Annotated in this window: 15 protein-coding genes, 5 pseudogenes and 1 riboswitch; of the genes and pseudogenes, 12 read left to right on the forward strand and 8 right to left on the reverse strand. The window is 68.4% G+C overall.

The window, feature by feature from the left end:
- Nucleotides 1-423 (forward strand): annotated as a pseudogene (locus BN4332_RS15940) (transglycosylase family protein); the annotation flags it as partial.
- A 174-nt stretch (nucleotides 424-597) separates the two neighbouring features.
- Here the strand turns inward: BN4332_RS15940 and BN4332_RS15945 are convergent.
- Genes BN4332_RS15945 through BN4332_RS15960 form a run of 4 tightly spaced genes read right to left on the reverse strand, consistent with a single transcriptional unit; the run spans nucleotide 598 to nucleotide 2172 of the window.
- Entirely contained in the window at nucleotides 598-1026 is a 429-nt protein-coding gene (locus BN4332_RS15945) for a molybdenum cofactor biosynthesis protein MoaE (RefSeq protein WP_066899559.1), read from the reverse strand.
- Complete coding sequence (locus BN4332_RS15950; protein ID WP_066899561.1) at nucleotides 1023-1502, reverse strand: MogA/MoaB family molybdenum cofactor biosynthesis protein; 480 nt, start codon at nucleotides 1500-1502, stop codon at nucleotides 1023-1025. Before BN4332_RS15950 ends, BN4332_RS15945 begins: the two co-directional genes overlap by 4 nt.
- The gene (moaC, locus tag BN4332_RS15955) at nucleotides 1499-1972 is read right to left on the reverse strand and encodes a cyclic pyranopterin monophosphate synthase MoaC (protein ID WP_074133086.1); all 474 of its coding nucleotides are present in this window, start codon (nucleotides 1970-1972) and stop codon (nucleotides 1499-1501) included. The genes BN4332_RS15950 and moaC overlap by 4 nt, the downstream gene beginning before the upstream one ends.
- 2 nt (nucleotides 1973-1974) lie before the next feature.
- Nucleotides 1975-2172, reverse strand: a complete 198-nt coding sequence (locus BN4332_RS15960; RefSeq protein ID WP_066899563.1) for a hypothetical protein — start codon at nucleotides 2170-2172, stop codon at nucleotides 1975-1977.
- Between the two features lie 73 nt (nucleotides 2173-2245).
- Between BN4332_RS15960 and BN4332_RS15965 the strand changes: the two are divergent.
- From BN4332_RS15965 to BN4332_RS15990, 6 genes and pseudogenes are all read left to right on the forward strand, one after another.
- A pseudogene (locus BN4332_RS15965) lies at nucleotides 2246-2470 on the forward strand (hypothetical protein); the annotation flags it as partial.
- Nucleotides 2471-2483: 13 nt separating this feature from the next.
- The gene (locus BN4332_RS15970; RefSeq protein WP_074133087.1) at nucleotides 2484-2747 is read left to right on the forward strand and encodes a MoaD/ThiS family protein; all 264 of its coding nucleotides are present in this window, start codon (nucleotides 2484-2486) and stop codon (nucleotides 2745-2747) included.
- Between the two features lie 217 nt (nucleotides 2748-2964).
- A riboswitch (cyclic di-AMP (ydaO/yuaA leader) is annotated at nucleotides 2965-3179 on the forward strand.
- 122 nt (nucleotides 3180-3301) lie between these two features.
- Nucleotides 3302-3361: pseudogene (locus BN4332_RS35505) on the forward strand (Resuscitation-promoting factor RpfD); the annotation flags it as partial.
- A 51-nt stretch (nucleotides 3362-3412) separates the two neighbouring features.
- Nucleotides 3413-4233: pseudogene (locus BN4332_RS15980) on the forward strand (helicase-associated domain-containing protein); the annotation flags it as partial.
- A 152-nt stretch (nucleotides 4234-4385) separates the two neighbouring features.
- Nucleotides 4386-6035, forward strand: coding sequence for a DNA repair helicase XPB (locus tag BN4332_RS15985; RefSeq protein ID WP_066899569.1), 1650 nt, complete (start codon nucleotides 4386-4388; stop codon nucleotides 6033-6035).
- The gene (locus BN4332_RS15990) at nucleotides 6032-6385 is read left to right on the forward strand and encodes a VOC family protein (protein WP_066899572.1); all 354 of its coding nucleotides are present in this window, start codon (nucleotides 6032-6034) and stop codon (nucleotides 6383-6385) included. The genes BN4332_RS15985 and BN4332_RS15990 overlap by 4 nt, the downstream gene beginning before the upstream one ends.
- Here BN4332_RS15990 and BN4332_RS15995 read toward each other — a convergent pair.
- From BN4332_RS15995 to BN4332_RS16005, 3 genes are all read right to left on the reverse strand, one after another.
- Nucleotides 6382-7893: a cytochrome P450 gene (locus BN4332_RS15995; RefSeq protein WP_066899574.1), complete on the reverse strand. Its 1512-nt coding sequence runs from the start codon at nucleotides 7891-7893 to the stop codon at nucleotides 6382-6384. The two genes, BN4332_RS15990 and BN4332_RS15995, sit on opposite strands and share 4 nt — an antisense overlap.
- An 84-nt stretch (nucleotides 7894-7977) precedes the next feature.
- A complete protein-coding gene (locus BN4332_RS16000; protein ID WP_066899576.1) occupies nucleotides 7978-8322 on the reverse strand; it encodes a cupin domain-containing protein in 345 nt (114 codons plus the stop codon).
- A 61-nt stretch (nucleotides 8323-8383) separates the two neighbouring features.
- Nucleotides 8384-8884 carry a lipoprotein LpqH gene (locus tag BN4332_RS16005; RefSeq protein ID WP_066899578.1) on the reverse strand — a complete coding sequence of 167 codons (501 nt, stop codon included), beginning with the start codon at nucleotides 8882-8884 and terminating at the stop codon, nucleotides 8384-8386.
- Between the two features lie 216 nt (nucleotides 8885-9100).
- Here BN4332_RS16005 and BN4332_RS16010 point away from each other — a divergent pair, with 216 nt between their 5' ends.
- The 4 genes and pseudogenes from BN4332_RS16010 to BN4332_RS16030 all read left to right on the forward strand — a co-directional run.
- Nucleotides 9101-9298 carry a hypothetical protein gene (locus BN4332_RS16010; protein ID WP_066899580.1) on the forward strand — a complete coding sequence of 66 codons (198 nt, stop codon included), beginning with the start codon at nucleotides 9101-9103 and terminating at the stop codon, nucleotides 9296-9298.
- Between the two features lie 1178 nt (nucleotides 9299-10476).
- The gene (locus tag BN4332_RS16020; RefSeq protein ID WP_066899580.1) at nucleotides 10477-10674 is read left to right on the forward strand and encodes a hypothetical protein; all 198 of its coding nucleotides are present in this window, start codon (nucleotides 10477-10479) and stop codon (nucleotides 10672-10674) included.
- Between the two features lie 2131 nt (nucleotides 10675-12805).
- Entirely contained in the window at nucleotides 12806-13081 is a 276-nt protein-coding gene (locus BN4332_RS35185) for a response regulator transcription factor (RefSeq protein ID WP_084459293.1), read from the forward strand.
- Nucleotides 13082-13703: 622 nt separating this feature from the next.
- Nucleotides 13704-14681, forward strand: a pseudogene (locus BN4332_RS16030) (YbfB/YjiJ family MFS transporter); the annotation flags it as partial.
- A 42-nt stretch (nucleotides 14682-14723) separates the two neighbouring features.
- Here the strand turns inward: BN4332_RS16030 and BN4332_RS16035 are convergent.
- Nucleotides 14724-15656, reverse strand: a complete 933-nt coding sequence (locus tag BN4332_RS16035; protein WP_074133090.1) for a LysR family transcriptional regulator — start codon at nucleotides 15654-15656, stop codon at nucleotides 14724-14726.
- Nucleotides 15657-15773: 117 nt separating this feature from the next.
- Here BN4332_RS16035 and BN4332_RS16040 point away from each other — a divergent pair, with 117 nt between their 5' ends.
- Complete coding sequence (locus BN4332_RS16040) at nucleotides 15774-16487, forward strand: SDR family NAD(P)-dependent oxidoreductase (RefSeq protein ID WP_066899609.1); 714 nt, start codon at nucleotides 15774-15776, stop codon at nucleotides 16485-16487.
- Nucleotides 16488-16500: the final 13 nt, after the last annotated feature.

Genomic DNA, 16500 nt, shown 5'->3' on the forward strand with positions numbered 1-16500 from the left:
CCCGCCCCGGCTCCGGCACCCGCCGCCGCACCTGCGGCTGCCGCACCCGCAGCCGATCCGCTGGCCCCGCTCAACAACGTGGACATCCCGCAGCCGGCCTTCGACATGGCCGAGCAGATCGCCACCAACGGCGTCCCCGCCGTCGAGGGCGTCCCGCATCTGGCCAGCCCGCAGAACCTGCCGCCGGGCACCACCACCGACAGTCCGTCGCAGGTTCCGGGCCAGGGCCCGAACATGACCTACCTGCGGGAGATCTGGCACGCCATCCAGACCCAGGACATCAGCGGTAAGGACGCCCTGCTGGCGCTGACCCAGCGTCCGCTGACCACCCCGGACAACCCGGGTGGTCAGGCCCCGAATCTTCCGGTCGCCCCGGTTGATCCGGCCCCGGCCCCGGCACCCGCCCCGGCCCCGCAGGCCTGAGCCAACTCAGCACTGAATCGCGGCGCCTTTGGGTGCCGCGATTCGGTGCTGTCGTTTCTCGTCCTCGTCGGTCCTGAGTCGCATTCACCCCAGCGGTACCAGCTCGAAAGCGATAGTCGATCTGCCCGGCACCCGGCGGCCCAGCCGTGACTGCAGGGAGTGAGGTCCCAGGGGCTAGGCCGAGCCGACCCATTCGTCGCTACCGTCGGCGAAGTACTGGTGCTTCCACACCGGGAGCCGCTCTTTGACGGTGTCGACGAGGCGGGCACAGGTTTCGAACGCCGCCTTGCGATGGTCGGCCGCCACAGCGGCCACCAGAGCGGCGTCTCCGATGTTCAACGTTCCGATGCGATGGCTGACCGCGATCGCACGGACCCCGGCAGCCTCGGCGGCCACCTCGGCAGCCACCTCCTGCAGGGTCTGCAGCGCGTTGGGATGCGCGGAGTAGTCCAGCCGGGTGACGGAACGGCCGGCGTCGTGATCACGCACCACGCCGGAAAAGCCCACCACGGCTCCGGCCGCTTCGTGAGCGACCAGCGCCTCGTACTCCGTCAGCGAGATCGGTGTCTCGGTCAGTTCGACCCGCACAACGTTTGCGCTCATCTGGCGTGGTCCTTCCCACCGAGCTGATCCAGCGCGTGCTCCAGCACGCCGGCCAGGACACCCAGGCCGTCTTTGACGCCGCCGGGCGATCCGGGAAGGTTCACGATCAGGGTGCGGCCGGCGACTCCGCAGACGCCGCGGGACAACACCGCGGTAGGCACCTTGTGCACGCCGGCCCGCCGGATGGCATCGGCCAGCCCGGGGATCTGATAGTCCAGCACCGACATGGTCGCCTCCGGCGTGGCGTCGGTGGGCGAGATACCCGTACCGCCGGAGGTGATGATGACGTCGACGTGCTCGGACAGGGCGGCGCGCAGGGCGTCCCCGACGGCACGCCCGTCGGCAACCACCATCTGTTCGGTGACGTCATACCCGCGGTCGGAGAGCCAGCCGACGATGAGGGGCCCCGTCCGGTCGTCGTACACCCCGGCTGCGGCACGGGTAGAGGCGATGATGACCCGCGCCGAACGCGTCACTGTGCTGTTCTTTCCCACAATCCCGTTTTACCGCCTTCTTTGCGCATCACCTTGATGTCGTCGATGCGCGCGGCGGGGTCGACGGCCTTGATCATGTCGTACAACGTCAGCGCGGCCACGCTCACCGCAGTCAACGCCTCCATCTCGACCCCGGTGCGGTCGGTGCTGCGCACGGTGGCCGTGACGGCCACCTGCGCGTCGCGGGCGTCGAAGTCCACGTCGACGCCCGTCAGCGCCAGCTGATGGCACAGGGGGATCAGCTCGGGAGTCCGCTTGGCGGCCATGATCCCGGCCACCCGCGCGGTCGCCAGGGCATCACCCTTGGGCAGCCCGCCCGAGGCGATCAGGGCCACCACGTCCGGGCGCGTGTGTACGGTGCCCACGGCCACCGCGGTGCGCTTGGTGACGTCCTTGGCCGAGACGTCGACCATGTGGGCCGCGCCGGACTCGTCGAGGTGCGACAGTCCCACCGTTACCGGTTGACGACGGTGTCCGACTGGATGAAGGGCAGCTCTTCGGCCGGCAGCGGAAAGGTCACATCGCCGAACGGGGACAGCGCACCGGTGCGGTCGGTGGCGAGCTCACTCACGGCGTGGTCGTCGCCGTCGGAGAGCACGGGCCAGCCGTTGTCGACGTAATGGTTCTTCTTCTTGTCAGCCACGCCCCACATTGTGGCAGGCCGCCGATCCGGTGGCGAGACCGGCGCGGCGCACCACCCGAAGTAGCTTTACGCTGGTCAGGATATGACCGCCGCACAGACTCCCGGAATCCCGCTGGGCGCCTGGCTGTCCGACCTCGACGACAAGGCCCTGATCCGCCTGCTGGAGCTGCGGCCTGACTTGAGCCAGCCGCCCCCGGGGACCATCGCCGCGCTGGCTGCGCGCGCCACCTCGCGGCAGTCGGTCAAGGCCGCGACAGACGCACTGGACTTCTTGCGGCTGGCGGTCCTGGATGCGCTGCTGGTCCTGNATCGGCGGGTAGATGACAACCGACACGATTGCCGTCACGATCCGTTATTTCGCCGCCGCGGCGGCCGCTGCCGGAGTTGATACGGAAACGTTAGATATCGAGAAAGACACCTCGATCGCGACGCTCGTCGAGCGACTCAGCGGTCGCGACGCGGAGCTCGCGCGGGTGCTAAAGCGCTGCTCATACCTGTGCGACGGGGTGGCCGTCCGCGATACGGACAAGCCGATATCAACGCCTCAGACCCTCGATGTGTTACCGCCCTTCGCCGGCGGCTAGCGTGATTTGCATCACATAACGAAATGGTCACGAGCTGGCTACAGCGGGGTGGAGCCCCGCGCTCACCTGCGACAACGCGTCGGCAACCTGGACCTTTAAACAACTTTTAAGGTTTGCTCGGCACGAAAACGCCCGAGGCCGCTAAAGATGACGCGATAGCGGGGAGCAGTTACCGTTCATTCCCAAGTCAACCGACCCTAATCAGTTGACCTGCCCCATACCGATAGCGCCGAGCTCCATCCATCGGTCGGGGGTAACGACGAACAACAAGGATGGAGGCGGGGGACCCAACCGGTCCACCGATTTTTCTCAGGACCAGGAGCCGCGTGCGGCCCCTTGGGGTGAAGCCGTCACCGTTCCGACGACGACGGCCGGGTGACCTCTCCTACCCGAACCCGACAGCTGACCTCGTGGGCGCATACGAGAGGAACTTCGCACTTATGAGTGGACGGCACCGCAAGCCCACTTCCTCGTCTTCAGCTAAAAGCGTCGCCAAGATCGCCTTCACCGGCGCTGTGCTCGGTGGCAGCGGCCTCGCCATGGCCGGTCAGGCCATGGCCGCGACCGACGGTGAGTGGGATCAGGTAGCCCGCTGCGAATCCGGCGGCAACTGGGCGATCAACACCGGAAACGGCTACCACGGCGGCCTGCAGTTCTCCNCCGACGAGGCCTCCAGGGCCATGATCTGGCGCCGGCCACGCTGGGCGGTGCGCCTGCAGCCGGGCACGGTCAACGGCCTGCTCTCCGAGGCACATGCGCTCGGCATGGCCGGTCGCGGCGCGATCAGCACTCCGGCGCGGGGCATGTTGGCCGGCGATGCCGACGACGAGGTGCTGGCCGCGATGGCCAAGGCACTGCCCAAACCTCTCGATCATTTCCTGCTGCAGGCCGATCTCACGGTGATCGTGCCGGGCCCGTTGGAGCGGGATCTGGCCGAGCAGCTGGCCGAGGTCGCCACGGTGGAATCGGCGGGCGCGGCGATGGTCTACCGGATCAGCGAACCGTCCATCCGGCGTGCGCTCGACGCCGGGCGGACCGCAGGCGAGTTGCACGCCCTGTTCGAGAAGCACTCGAAAACCCCTGTGCCGCAAGGGCTGACATACCTGATCGACGATGTGGCGCGGCGTCACGGTCAGCTGCGAGTNTCGCGGCCCCGACCCGGCGTCGCATCTACCGGCCGCCCAGCCCGCCCACCGCCCAGACCCTCGGGGCGATCGTCGCGGTGCTGCGCAAGGTGGCCGCCGGCCCGTTCGCCAATGTCCGGCTGGACCCGGCCATGGCGATCACCCAACTGCAGGATGCCGCGCTCAACCAGACCTCGGTGGTCATCGGTTACGTCGACCCCGCCGGAGTGGCCACCCAGCGCGTGGTCTCCCCCATCAACGTGCGCGGCGGTCAGTTGACCGCGTTCGACCCGGCCGCCGGACGGGTGCGGGAATTCGCGATCCATCGGGTCACGTCCGTGGTGTCGGCGGACACCGATTAGCGGCCGTCGAGACTGGTGGCAGGGACATCGTCGCCACAGATCACGGCCTTCACGTCGATCTCGGCCAGGTGCGCTGCGAGCGCCCGCGCCGGGCAATTCGGAATAATGGGCGGGATGAGTTTTCCCGCCGTGAGTGAACGGACTTTCTGCGCATGACTGACGGCCCTTTGATCGTGCAGTCCGACAAGACGGTCCTGCTCGAGGTCGACCACGAACAAGCAGGAGCGGCACGCGCTGCGATCGCGCCCTTCGCCGAGCTCGAACGCGCCCCCGAACACGTGCACACCTACCGCATCACCCCGCTGGCGTTGTGGAACGCCCGCGCGGCCGGCCACGACGCCGAGCAGGTGGTCGACGCGCTGGTCAGCTTCTCGCGCTACCCCGTTCCGCAGCCGCTGCTGGTCGACATCGTCGACACCATGGCCCGGTACGGGCGGCTGCAGCTGGTCAAGCACCCCGCGCACGGGTTGACGCTGGTGAGCCTCGACCGCGCGGTGCTCGAGGAGGTGCTGCGCAACAAGAAAATCGCCCCGATGCTGGGCGCGCGCATCGACGACGACACCGTGATCGTGCACAACAGCGAGCGCGGCCGGGTCAAGCAGATGCTGCTCAAGATCGGCTGGCCGGCCGAGGACCTGGCCGGTTACGTCGACGGCGAGGCCCATCCGATCGCGCTGGCCCAGGACGGCTGGCAGCTGCGCGACTATCAGGAGATGGCGGCCGACTCGTTCTGGGCCGGCGGCTCCGGAGTGGTGGTGCTGCCCTGCGGTGCCGGCAAGACCCTGGTCGGGGCGGCCGCGATGGCCAAGGCCGGTGCCACGACGCTGATCCTGGTCACCAACACCGTGGCCGGCCGGCAGTGGAAACGCGAGCTGGTGGCCCGCACCTCGCTGACCGAGGACGAGATCGGCGAGTACTCGGGTGAGAAGAAGGAGATCCGCCCGGTCACCATCGCCACCTACCAGGTGATCACCCGCCGCAGTAAGGGCGAGTACAAGAACCTGGAGATCTTCGACAGCCGCGACTGGGGCCTGATCATCTACGACGAGGTGCACCTGCTGCCTGCGCCGGTGTTCCGGATGACCGCCGACCTGCAGTCCCGGCGGCGGCTCGGGCTCACCGCGACGTTGATCCGCGAGGACGGCCGCGAGGGCGACGTGTTCTCGCTGATCGGGCCCAAGCGGTACGACGCCCCGTGGAAGGACATCGAGGCCCAGGGCTGGATCGCCCCCGCCGAGTGCATCGAGGTGCGGGTGACGATGACCGACAACGAGCGGATGCTGTACGCCACCGCCGAGCCCGAGGAACGCTACAAGCTGTGCTCGACGGTGCACACCAAGATCGCGGTGGTCCGCTCGATCCTGGAGCGTCATCCCGGCGAACCGACCCTGGTGATCGGCGCCTACCTGGACCAGCTGGAGGAGCTCGGGCAGGAGCTGGATGCCCCGGTGATCCAGGGGTCGACGAAGAACTCCGAGCGCGAAGCGCTGTTCGACGCGTTCCGGCGCGGCGAGATCTCCACCCTGGTGGTCAGCAAGGTGGCGAACTTCTCCATCGATCTACCGGAAGCCTCTGTGGCCGTTCAAGTCTCGGGAACCTTCGGCTCCCGCCAGGAAGAGGCGCAGCGGCTGGGCCGGCTGCTGCGACCCAAGGCCCACGGCGGCGGCGCGGTGTTCTACTCGGTGGTCTCCCGTGACTCGCTGGACGCCGAGTACGCCGCGCACCGGCAACGGTTCCTGGCCGAGCAGGGATACGGCTACGTGATCAAGGACGCCGACGACCTGCTGGGACCGGCGATATGACCCAGCAGGTCCGCCGGGTGATGCCGGTCCTCACCGTGGCCGACTTGTCGGTGGCCGGGGCATATACCCAGACGCTCGGCCTGACCGAGGTGATGAACCACGGCTGGATCGTCACCCTGGCCGACGCCGAGCTCCGCCACCAGGTGAGCCTGATGACCAAGGACGCCACCGCTGCGGTGAATCCGTCGGTGTCCATCGAGGTCGACGACGTCGATGCCGCCTATGCCGAGGCCGTCGAGGCGGGTTTGGAGATCGTGCATCCATTGAGCGACGAGGACTGGGGTGTGCGCCGGTTCTTCTTCGCCGATCGGTCGGGCAACGTCGTCAACGTGCTGAGCCACCGTGCCTAGTCGCGCTTGCGCACCGTCATCAGCAGTTCACCGTCCGGGCCGCCGGTGAAGGTGAGCTCGCGGCGGAGCCGCTGACCGGGGACGAGGTCGAGCTCGAACCGCTGTGCGAGGGTGGCGATCACCAAGGTGGCCTCGAAGCTGGCGAACCCCGAGGCGATGCACATCCGCCGGCCCGCGCCGAACGGCATCTGGGCACGGCGCTGCGGCCCGTCGAGGTTCTGCTTCAGGAACCGCTCCGGATCGTAGGTGTCGGCGTTCTCCCACACCCGATCGTTGTGGTGGATGCTGTGCGTGAGAACGGCGACACTGGTGCCGGCCTTGATCGGGTAATCACCCAGCACGTCATCGGATTTCGCCACGCGGGCCACACCCATGATGGGCGGGTAGACGCGCATCGCCTCAGCGATCACGGCCTGCGTCCACGGCAGGTTGTCGACGTCCTCGGCGGTGGGTTCGCGACCGCCGAGCACGTCGTCGAGTTCACGCCCGAGCCGGTCGCGCGCATCGGGATTCTGCGACAGCAGGTACCAGGTCCACGCCAATGCCGCCGCGGTGGTTTCGAAGCCGGCGCCGAGGAAGGTCATCACCTCGTCGCGGATCTCCAGATCGCTGTAGCGGTAACCGGTTTCAGGATCCTCCGCCGCGATCAACAAGGCCAGCAGATTGTCGGTGCGCTCGATCTTGCCGCTGCGATGGTCGGCAATGAGCTGATCGATGAACCGTTCGATGCGCCGCAAACCGCGGCGAGCCCGGGGCGCCACCACCCAGGCGCCGCGCCGCAACGCGTTGATCGAGAACCGCGGCGACGAGAAGCCCTCGGCGATCCGGCGCAGCGGCCGGGCCGCCCCGAGCAGGAACCCGTAGCCGAAAAGTGTCAGCAGGCGGGCGAAGTCGGTGCGCATCCGTTCCGCGAGCGGGCCATTGAGCTCGATGCCGAACATCGTGCGGGCGATGATGTCCAGGGTCACGTAGTTCATCTCGGCGGCGATGTCCACCGGTTGACCGGCCGCCAGACTTGCCTCCCAGCGCCGGGCGGCGGCCACGCTGGCCTCGGTCATCTGCGGCGCGAAGGCATCCACCTGCCGCTTGGCGAAGATGGGCTGGACCAAACGCCGATTACGTTGCCACAGTTCATCATTGAGGTCAGTGACCAAACCGCGCCCGAAGGCCACCGCCAAGAGGTCGTACTCGGCGTTCTTGGCGTAGTTGTCCTGGTTGGAGACCAGGATGTGACGGGCGATGTCGGGGTTACGTACCACCACGAATTTGGCCAGTGGCGTGCGGGCGACGACGATGTCGTCCTGGCCCGGCAGTTCGGTGGCGTACTCGTAGATGGTGTGCCGGTAGCCGGCCCAGATCGCCTTGAGCGCCAGCCACCACGACGTGAGGTATCCGATCTCGGTGTGCTGCCAGCGCACCGGTGTCGGCGCCCAGCGCGGCGGGTGCAGCGCACCCGTCCCGCGAGCTGGGCATGTGCCGTTTGCAGTGTGTGTACTCGGTACAGACATCCGGCCACCTCCCCGGGTGAGTGCCGGGCAGCTGGCCCGGACTCTGGGTATACAGTACCGGCGGTACCGGGTTAAGGCCAGACCCTAAGTGTGCGGACCCATCGCCTTGACGACGGTCAGCAGCACCACCGAATCGGCGAGGGCGTGCAGGCTGTGCCGGGTGCGTGGGATCACGATGTGATCGCCCGGCGATCCCTCCCAGCTGGCCTCGGCGTTGGCCAGCTTCACCCGGCCCTCGATCACCTGCAGGGTGGCCTCACCGGGGCTCTCGTGCTCGTCGAGGCCGTTGCCCTCGGTCAGCGCGATCAGCGTCTGGCGCAGCTGGTGTTCGTGCCCGCCGTACACCGTGTGGGCACTGCGCCCGCTGCTGGCCGTCCGGGCTGCGGCCAACTGCTGACGGGCGATCGCGGTGAGCGAGATCTTCTCCATACCTTCAGATCGTGCCACCTCCGGGGGCTGATTTTCGGGCAGGTCAGCAGTTTGTTATGTGTCAGCCGCAGCTCACCTTGATGGTGAACGGCTTGGTGATCATTCCGGCCATGGGGTTCTTCACGTCAGCGCCCTGGGCCTCACCGGAGATGGTGTAGGTGTCGCCGTCGACCGTGACGTCCGCCGAACCCGTCTTGACCCCCATCATGTCGCTGACGCCGAGCGCGTTGCCGTCCACCATGAGCGCCACCGACTCGACTTTCGGAGTCGCCTCGTCGGTCATCACGACGGCACCCGCCTGCTGTGGACCCGCCGATCCGCTACCGATACTGATCTTCCCGCCCTGGCGCACGCAGCTGACCGAGGCCGGGTCCAGATCGGCCAGCGCACCGCCGTCGACCGTTACCTCGGCCGCACCTCCCGTGCTGAGTTCGGCATCGCCCGCGGCCACCTCCGTCGCGGGCGCCGCCGCCGGCACGCTGTCGCTCTTGTCGTCGGAACAACCCACCAGCACACCGGCACTCGCCGCCAAGCCGATCAACGCCGTGACAATTCGCTTCATCGGTCTTCCCTTTCGTTCGCGAAATCGCCACGGATTCCGCTGGGTTCGCTACATGACGTAGGTGAACGTAAGGCGGGCGCCGGGGTGCGGCTGAGGTAACCGACTACCCCAGTTCCCACCGGCACGGCTACGTCATCGCCGGGCGGTGGCACGAGATCGCGACTGGGGTAGTCGATTACCCCAGCCGGTTATCGCGGACGGCATCAGTGTTGCGACATGGCCACCGATGCCCGCCGGGCCGAGAAGCTGCGGCGGTTGCCTCTGCCGTATGCGACCGCGTTGCGGTTGCGGGACGCCGGCATCGCCGACGACGTGATCGCCGAGCAGGTCGGAGTGGATCCCGAGGCACTGCCCACCTTCATGCGCCTCGCCGAAGCGAAGCTGGCGGCGGCCTCCGATCTGCCGCCCACCTGATCCACGCACTGACCGGTCAGAACCCCCGCACCGGGTTAAAATCTGGCCGTGATCCGCCAGTGGCCACTGGTCGGGCGATCCGAAGAGCTCGAAGTGATCGCCGACGCCACGCGGGCGGGCGCCGAACGCGCCCGCGGAATCGTGTTGTCCGGCTCCGCCGGTGTCGGCAAGACCCGGGTGGCGCGCGAAGCCGTCGCCGGCTGCGGGTCACGGAGCACACGCCGGCATTGGATCGTCGGCACGGCTTCGGCCCGCGGCGTCCCGCTGGGCGCATTCGTGGACGTCGCCAGCGATTTCGGTCCTGATCCGCTGCGCCGGGTCCGTGAGGTGATCGACGGGCTCATCGGCGATGCCCGGTTCGGCGAGGTGGTCGTCGGTGTCGACGACGCCCACCTGCTCGACGACCTGTCGGCGTTCACCGTGCACCAGCTGGTCACCCGGCGGCTGGCCACCGTGATCCTGACGATCCGCTCAGGCGAATCCCCGCCCGACGCCATCACCGCGATCTGGAAAGACCAGCATCTGGAACGGCTTGAGCTGCAACCACTCTCGCCTCCGGAGATCGCTGACCTGTTGCAGCGGGTGCTGGCCGGACCGGTGGATTCCTTCAGCGCACAACGGCTCTGGCAATACACCCAGGGCAATGCCCTGTATCTGCGCCACCTGCTGGACAACGAGGTGGCGGCCGGCCGGGTGACGCAGCGTGCCGGGGTATGGCTGTGGGAGGGACAACCCCGGCTCTCCCCCACCCTGGCCGAGCTGCTCGAGGCGCGGATGAGCGACGTGCCNCCGCCGTCGACCGTTACCTCGGCCGCACCTCCCGTGCTGAGTTCGGCATCGCCCGCGGCCACCTCCGTCGCGGGCGCCGCCGCCGGCACGCTGTCGCTCTTGTCGTCGGAACAACCCACCAGCACACCGGCACTCGCCGCCAAGCCGATCAACGCCGTGACAATTCGCTTCATCGGTCTTCCCTTTCGTTCGCGAAATCGCCACGGATTCCGCTGGGTTCGCTACATGACGTAGGTGAACGTAAGGCGGGCGCCGGGGTGCGGCTGAGGTAACCGACTACCCCAGTTCCCACCGGCACGGCTACGTCATCGCCGGGCGGTGGCACGAGATCGCGACTGGGGTAGTCGATTACCCCAGCCGGTTATCGCGGACGGCATCAGTGTTGCGACATGGCCACCGATGCCCGCCGGGCCGAGAAGCTGCGGCGGTTGCCTCTGCCGTATGCGACCGCGTTGCGGTTGCGGGACGCCGGCATCGCCGACGACGTGATCGCCGAGCAGGTCGGAGTGGATCCCGAGGCACTGCCCACCTTCATGCGCCTCGCCGAAGCGAAGCTGGCGGCGGCCTCCGATCTGCCGCCCACCTGATCCACGCACTGACCGGTCAGAACCCCCGCACCGGGTTAAAATCTGGCCGTGATCCGCCAGTGGCCACTGGTCGGGCGATCCGAAGAGCTCGAAGTGATCGCCGACGCCACGCGGGCGGGCGCCGAACGCGCCCGCGGAATCGTGTTGTCCGGCTCCGCCGGTGTCGGCAAGACCCGGGTGGCGCGCGAAGCCGTCGCCGGCTGCGGGTCACGGAGCACACGCCGGCATTGGATCGTCGGCACGGCTTCGGCCCGCGGCGTCCCGCTGGGCGCATTCGTGGACGTCGCCAGCGATTTCGGTCCTGATCCGCTGCGCCGGGTCCGTGAGGTGATCGACGGGCTCATCGGCGATGCCCGGTTCGGCGAGGTGGTCGTCGGTGTCGACGACGCCCACCTGCTCGACGACCTGTCGGCGTTCACCGTGCACCAGCTGGTCACCCGGCGGCTGGCCACCGTGATCCTGACGATCCGCTCAGGCGAATCCCCGCCCGACGCCATCACCGCGATCTGGAAAGACCAGCATCTGGAACGGCTTGAGCTGCAACCACTCTCGCCTCCGGAGATCGCTGACCTGTTGCAGCGGGTGCTGGCCGGACCGGTGGATTCCTTCAGCGCACAACGGCTCTGGCAATACACCCAGGGCAATGCCCTGTATCTGCGCCACCTGCTGGACAACGAGGTGGCGGCCGGCCGGGTGACGCAGCGTGCCGGGGTATGGCTGTGGGAGGGACAACCCCGGCTCTCCCCCACCCTGGCCGAGCTGCTCGAGGCGCGGATGAGCGACGTGCCGGGCTCCGTCCGCGAGGTGCTCGACGCCCTCGCGATCGCCGAGCCGCTGGAGAGCGACGTGCTCGAGGCGATCGCCGACGCCGATGCGCTGGCCGAGGCCGAGTCACTCGGACTCATCACCGTCGACGCCCACCTGCGACCCGCGTCGGTGCGGTTGGCGCACCCGCTGCTCGGTGAGGTCCGGCGCACCGGATCCCTACGGCTGCAACGGTTGCGGGGACGCATCGCCACCGAACTGGGCCGCAAGCGCTCGACCGACCCGCGCGACCTGATCCGGCGCGCGGCGTTGCTCATCGAATCCGACCTCACTCCCGATCCGGAACTGCTGCTGGCCGCCGCGGCGGCTGCCATGCAACTGTTGGACCACCGGCTCGCCGAGACGCTGGCCGCGCGGGCCGTGGCCGTAGGGGGCGGGCCGTGGGCCAAGATCGCGCACGCCATGGCGATCACCTGGCAGGAACGCGGCGTCGAAGCCGAGGCGGTCCTGGGCGAGCAAGCCGCTCAGGCGACCGGGCTGGAGCGCACACAGGTGGCGATCCTGCGTGCGATGAACTTCCTGTTGATCCTCGGCCGGGTGGCCGACGCGGAACGCGAACTCGACGTGCTACCGGCGGACGACGAATCCGCGCAGGCCATCGCCACCGCGCTCCGGCCGCTGATCGAGTTGGTGCGCGGGAACTCCGGTGCCGCGGTCGAGATGGCGATCGCCGCCGAGGCGAGTGCGGAAGCCAGTGATGTGGCCAAGATCTTCCTGGCCTGGGTGTTCGTCACCGGCCGCGGTGACCTCGGCCAGATCGATGAGATCGAGTCCGCGGCGAACACCGGCTACGCGGTCGCCGACAGATCCCCGGAAGTGGGACATCTGCGGCGGCGCTTGGCATTCCAGGAAACCCACGGTTACCGACTGGCGGGCACCCTGGCGCGGTCCGATGCCGTGGTGGACCGCATCAGGCGCGACACGCTGGACGTGCCGTTCGAGGAATCCTGGCATCGGGTGATGGTCGGCCTGTCCGCGATGAGCCGAGGCGCTCTCGACGACGCACGATGTTCGCTGCGAGACGCACTCGCCTACCTCGGCACCGGCGACAGCGGCCGCATGGTGAAGACCTTCGGGCGGACCTGGCTGGCCACGGTGACCGCGATGGCCGGGCTGGCGACCGACGCACGCCGTGAGTTCGACGCCATCCAGTGGTGGGCCCAGGACCCGGCGGCCTGCATGTTCGACCCCTACCTGCGCCTGGCCGAGGCCTGGGTGTGCGCCACCGAAGGTGCGGTATCGCAAGCCATCTCGATCATGCGCACGGCAGCGGNCATACCAGCACGCGGGCCTGCGCGGCGCGGCCATGACCGCGTCGGCCACCGCACAACGACTGACAACCGAATGCCAAGGCGCCCAGACTCCGGCGCTGCGGGCGGGAACGACGGCACAGCCCTTCACCGCCCGGCAGCGCGAGATCATTTCGCTTGCCGCACAAGGGCTCTCCAACAAGCAGATCGCCGACCGGCTCACCATGTCGATCCGCTCCGTGGAAGGGCACCTGTTCCGCGCCTCCCAGCGCGTCGCCGCCAACAGCCGAGAACAGCTGATCTCGATCCTGCGCGGGGACGTGGGCGTTTAAATCACGCGGAGCGAATCCCCCTCGTAGCCGAACCGGCACCGCAGTTGGACGAGCAGACGCTCGGCCTCCGCGATGCGCGCATGCAGCCGGAGCAACGCATCCGGCACCGGCGCGTCGGCCACTCGGCTGCGATCACGAAGCCGCCGCCACCGCAGTTCGGCACCCGCAAGCGTGTCCCGCAGTTCGGCGATCTCCTCCAGCAGCAGGTCCTCGAACAGGCGTGATTGCGCGACGTCAGCACTGTGCGCGGGCCTGGCACAGTCCAACGGCGTCACCGCGCGAGACGCCGCGCGCGGCGTGGGATCGAACACCGCGGCCACATCGGCCCCGGCTGCCGGGGCGGAGACACTTCCGCTACCGAATTCCCGTGATATCAGCGACACATCAGGATCATGGCCGACATCCGGCTTCACAGCGACCGCACAGGTTTAACCCGCAGCACCCAGATCCGTCACCGGCCGGCCACGGCTGGTTCGCCAACCGACCGGCGCTGCGAGGTCGTGCCTCTCACTTGCGAGCCATTTGATCGTGGCGACCCGAAGCAGGTCCGGCGCACCATGCGGAAATGCGTAATCACCCGTGGAGACATGTTGTTCACAGTGCGGCCGCGCTGGCCGCGGCCATGGGCATCGGACGGTTCGCCTATACCCCGATCCTGCCGTTGATGACCGCGCACGCCGGACTCAGCGCTACGTGGGCGGGACACCTGGCCACCGCCAACTACGTCGGCTATCTCGTCGGCGCGGTGGCCGGGGCCTGTTCGTCCCGGCTGTCCCGTTCGGTCGCCGCATGCCGGCTGTCGCTGGTCGTGCTGGCGGCCAGCCTGGCGGCGATGCCGTTGACCGGCAGTGTCTTCGGCTGGATGACGCTGCGCCTGGTCGCAGGGGCGGCCAGCGCCCTGGTGTTCGTCATCGCGATCAACACGGTGCTGGACCATTTGCACGCCCCCCCGCCGCACCTGCCCGGATGGGCGTTCGGCGGAGTCGGCATCGGCATCGCCCTGTCCGCCGCGCTGGTGCTCACCCCGCCCGGGCGGACCGGATGGCAGGCGGCGTGGTGGCTGGCCGCCGGGGTCACCGTGGTTTTGAGCCTCGCGGCCTGGGCCATGCGTCCGCCTCCGCCGTCGCCTATCACCAATGTTGTCTCCGGCCAACGGAATACCATGCGCCGACCGTTCGCCCTGCTGTTCGGCAGTTACACCCTGGAAGGCATCGGTTACATCATCGCCGGGACCTTCCTGGTGGCCGCCATCGCCCAGTGGTCCCCGGGGCGGCTGGGCACCAGTGCATGGCTGGTGGTCGGCTTGGCGGCAATTCCCTCGGCCGCGGTGTGGGCGCGGCTGAGTACCCGGTTCTCGCACCCGGCCCTGCTGACCACGGCACTGCTGCTCCAGGCGGGTGGGATCGGGCTGGCCTGCACCGGCAACGCTTTCGCCGCGCTCGCCGGCGCGGTGCTGTTCGGCGGAACCTTCATCGGCATCAGCACGCTGGCGCTGGCCGCCGGGCGGCTGCTGCAATTCCCGGGCGCTGTCGCGCTGCTGACCGCGGGATACTCGGTCGGCCAGATCATCGGCCCGGTGGCGGTTTCGCCGTTCGTGCACAACGGGTTTCGCACCGCGCTGGCAGTCGGGACCATCGTCGTCCTACTCGCCGCCGTCGCTGCCGTCGCGATACGGGTCGTCAGCCGGCAACCAGGCTCCGGCGTCATGCACCCCGAGGTCGCCGATACCGCGGGTGAACGCGTCGATCAGGGCGTGCACAGCCACGCTGTCCTCATCGCGTCGCCAGACCAGTGACCACGTCCACAGCGGCACCGGCGCCAGCACGGGACGCCTGACCAGGTCCTTGGGCAGAGCGGCACCCTGTCCTTTCGGGTTGTTGAGCACGGGACGCCGAAGTTCCCGGACGTGCTCGAAGAAGGTCGGCCCGGTGACGCCGCCGTCGTCGGTACGCATCACGCGCGCCCCGGTATCGGCGGCGAACTGCTCGCCGTAGCGGTTCCAGGAGGACCAGCTGGCAACATCGGCGTCCACCAGCACCAACACATCGGAGGCCGGCACCGGGGTGTCATCCGGTCCGGCGGACAAGGCGTACAAGCGGTCGACACCCATCAGTCGGGCGTCGAGACCCAGCGCATCGAGGTCGGTGGTCTGCACCCAGCAGATCGCGAGATCGAGGCTGCCTTCGGCCACCCGGGCCGCCTGCGTGTGTGACGGCATCACCCAGGTGTCGACCCGCAGCTGCGCCACTCCGGCCGCCCGCTCCGCAAGGTCGCCCGGGCACCAGTTCACGTAACCGAGCCGCACCGGCTCAGTCGTGGCCATACCCGTTGCGCTCCTGCGTAATTCGTCAGCCTGGTGGATCAGGGCCTGCGCACCCGGCAACAGCGCGGCACCGGCCGCGGTGAGCGCCACAGAACGCCGGTCACGGTCGAACAACTGCACCTTGAGGTCCCGTTCCAGTGCCTTGATCTGCTGCGACAACGACGGGCCCGCGATGCGCAGACGCTCGGCCGCGCGGCCGAAGTTCAGCTCTTCGGCCACGGTCACGAAATACCGCAGCTGGCGCAATTCCACCCGGTCAGCGTATTAGGCGGAACCTCGCACCAACGAGTGATCCGGTCGCACCGACGAGGCATCGTCGCACCCGGCGAGCGTGTTGAGCAGTGCATCCGACCTCGAAAGGACCCCGAAATGAGCAACCACACCCGCGTCGCCATCATCACCGGCGCCTCCCAGGGCATCGGCGAGGCCCTGGTCACCGGCTATCGCAAACTGGGCTACGCCGTCGTCGCCAACTCCCGCAACATCGCCGGCAGCGATGATCCGATGGTGCTGGCCGTGGCCGGTGACATCGCGGAGCGAGGCATGGGCCGCCGCCTCGTCGACGCAGCGATCGAGCACTTCGGCCGGGTCGACACCATCGTGAACAACGCGGGCATCTTCATCGCCAAGCCGTTCACCGAATACACCGACGAGGACTACGACGCCGTCACCGGTGTGAACCAGCGAGGATTCTTCGAGCTGACCCGGGCCGGCATCGCGGCCATCGAGGCCCACGGCGAGGGCGGCCACGTCGTCTCGATCTCCACCAGCCTGGTGGACCACGCCATCTCGCAGGCGCCCTCGGTATTGGCCTCCCTGACCAAGGGGGGACTCAATGCCGCGACCAAGGCGCTGGCCGTCGAGTACGCGTCGCGCGGAATCCGTTCCAACGCAGTGGCACTGGGCATCATCCGGACTCCGATGCATGCACCGGAGACGCACGAGTTCCTTTCGGCGCTGCAACCAGTGGGCCGTATGGGCGATATCGACGACGTCGTTCAGGCGGTGCTGTACCTGGAGCAGGCCGGGTTCGTGACCGGCGAGATCCTGCACGTCGACGGGGGTCAGAGCGCCGGGCATTGAGCCACTTACGACG

The sequence above is a fragment of the Mycolicibacterium houstonense genome (assembly GCF_900078665.2).
GTDB lineage: Bacteria > Actinomycetota > Actinomycetes > Mycobacteriales > Mycobacteriaceae > Mycobacterium > Mycobacterium houstonense.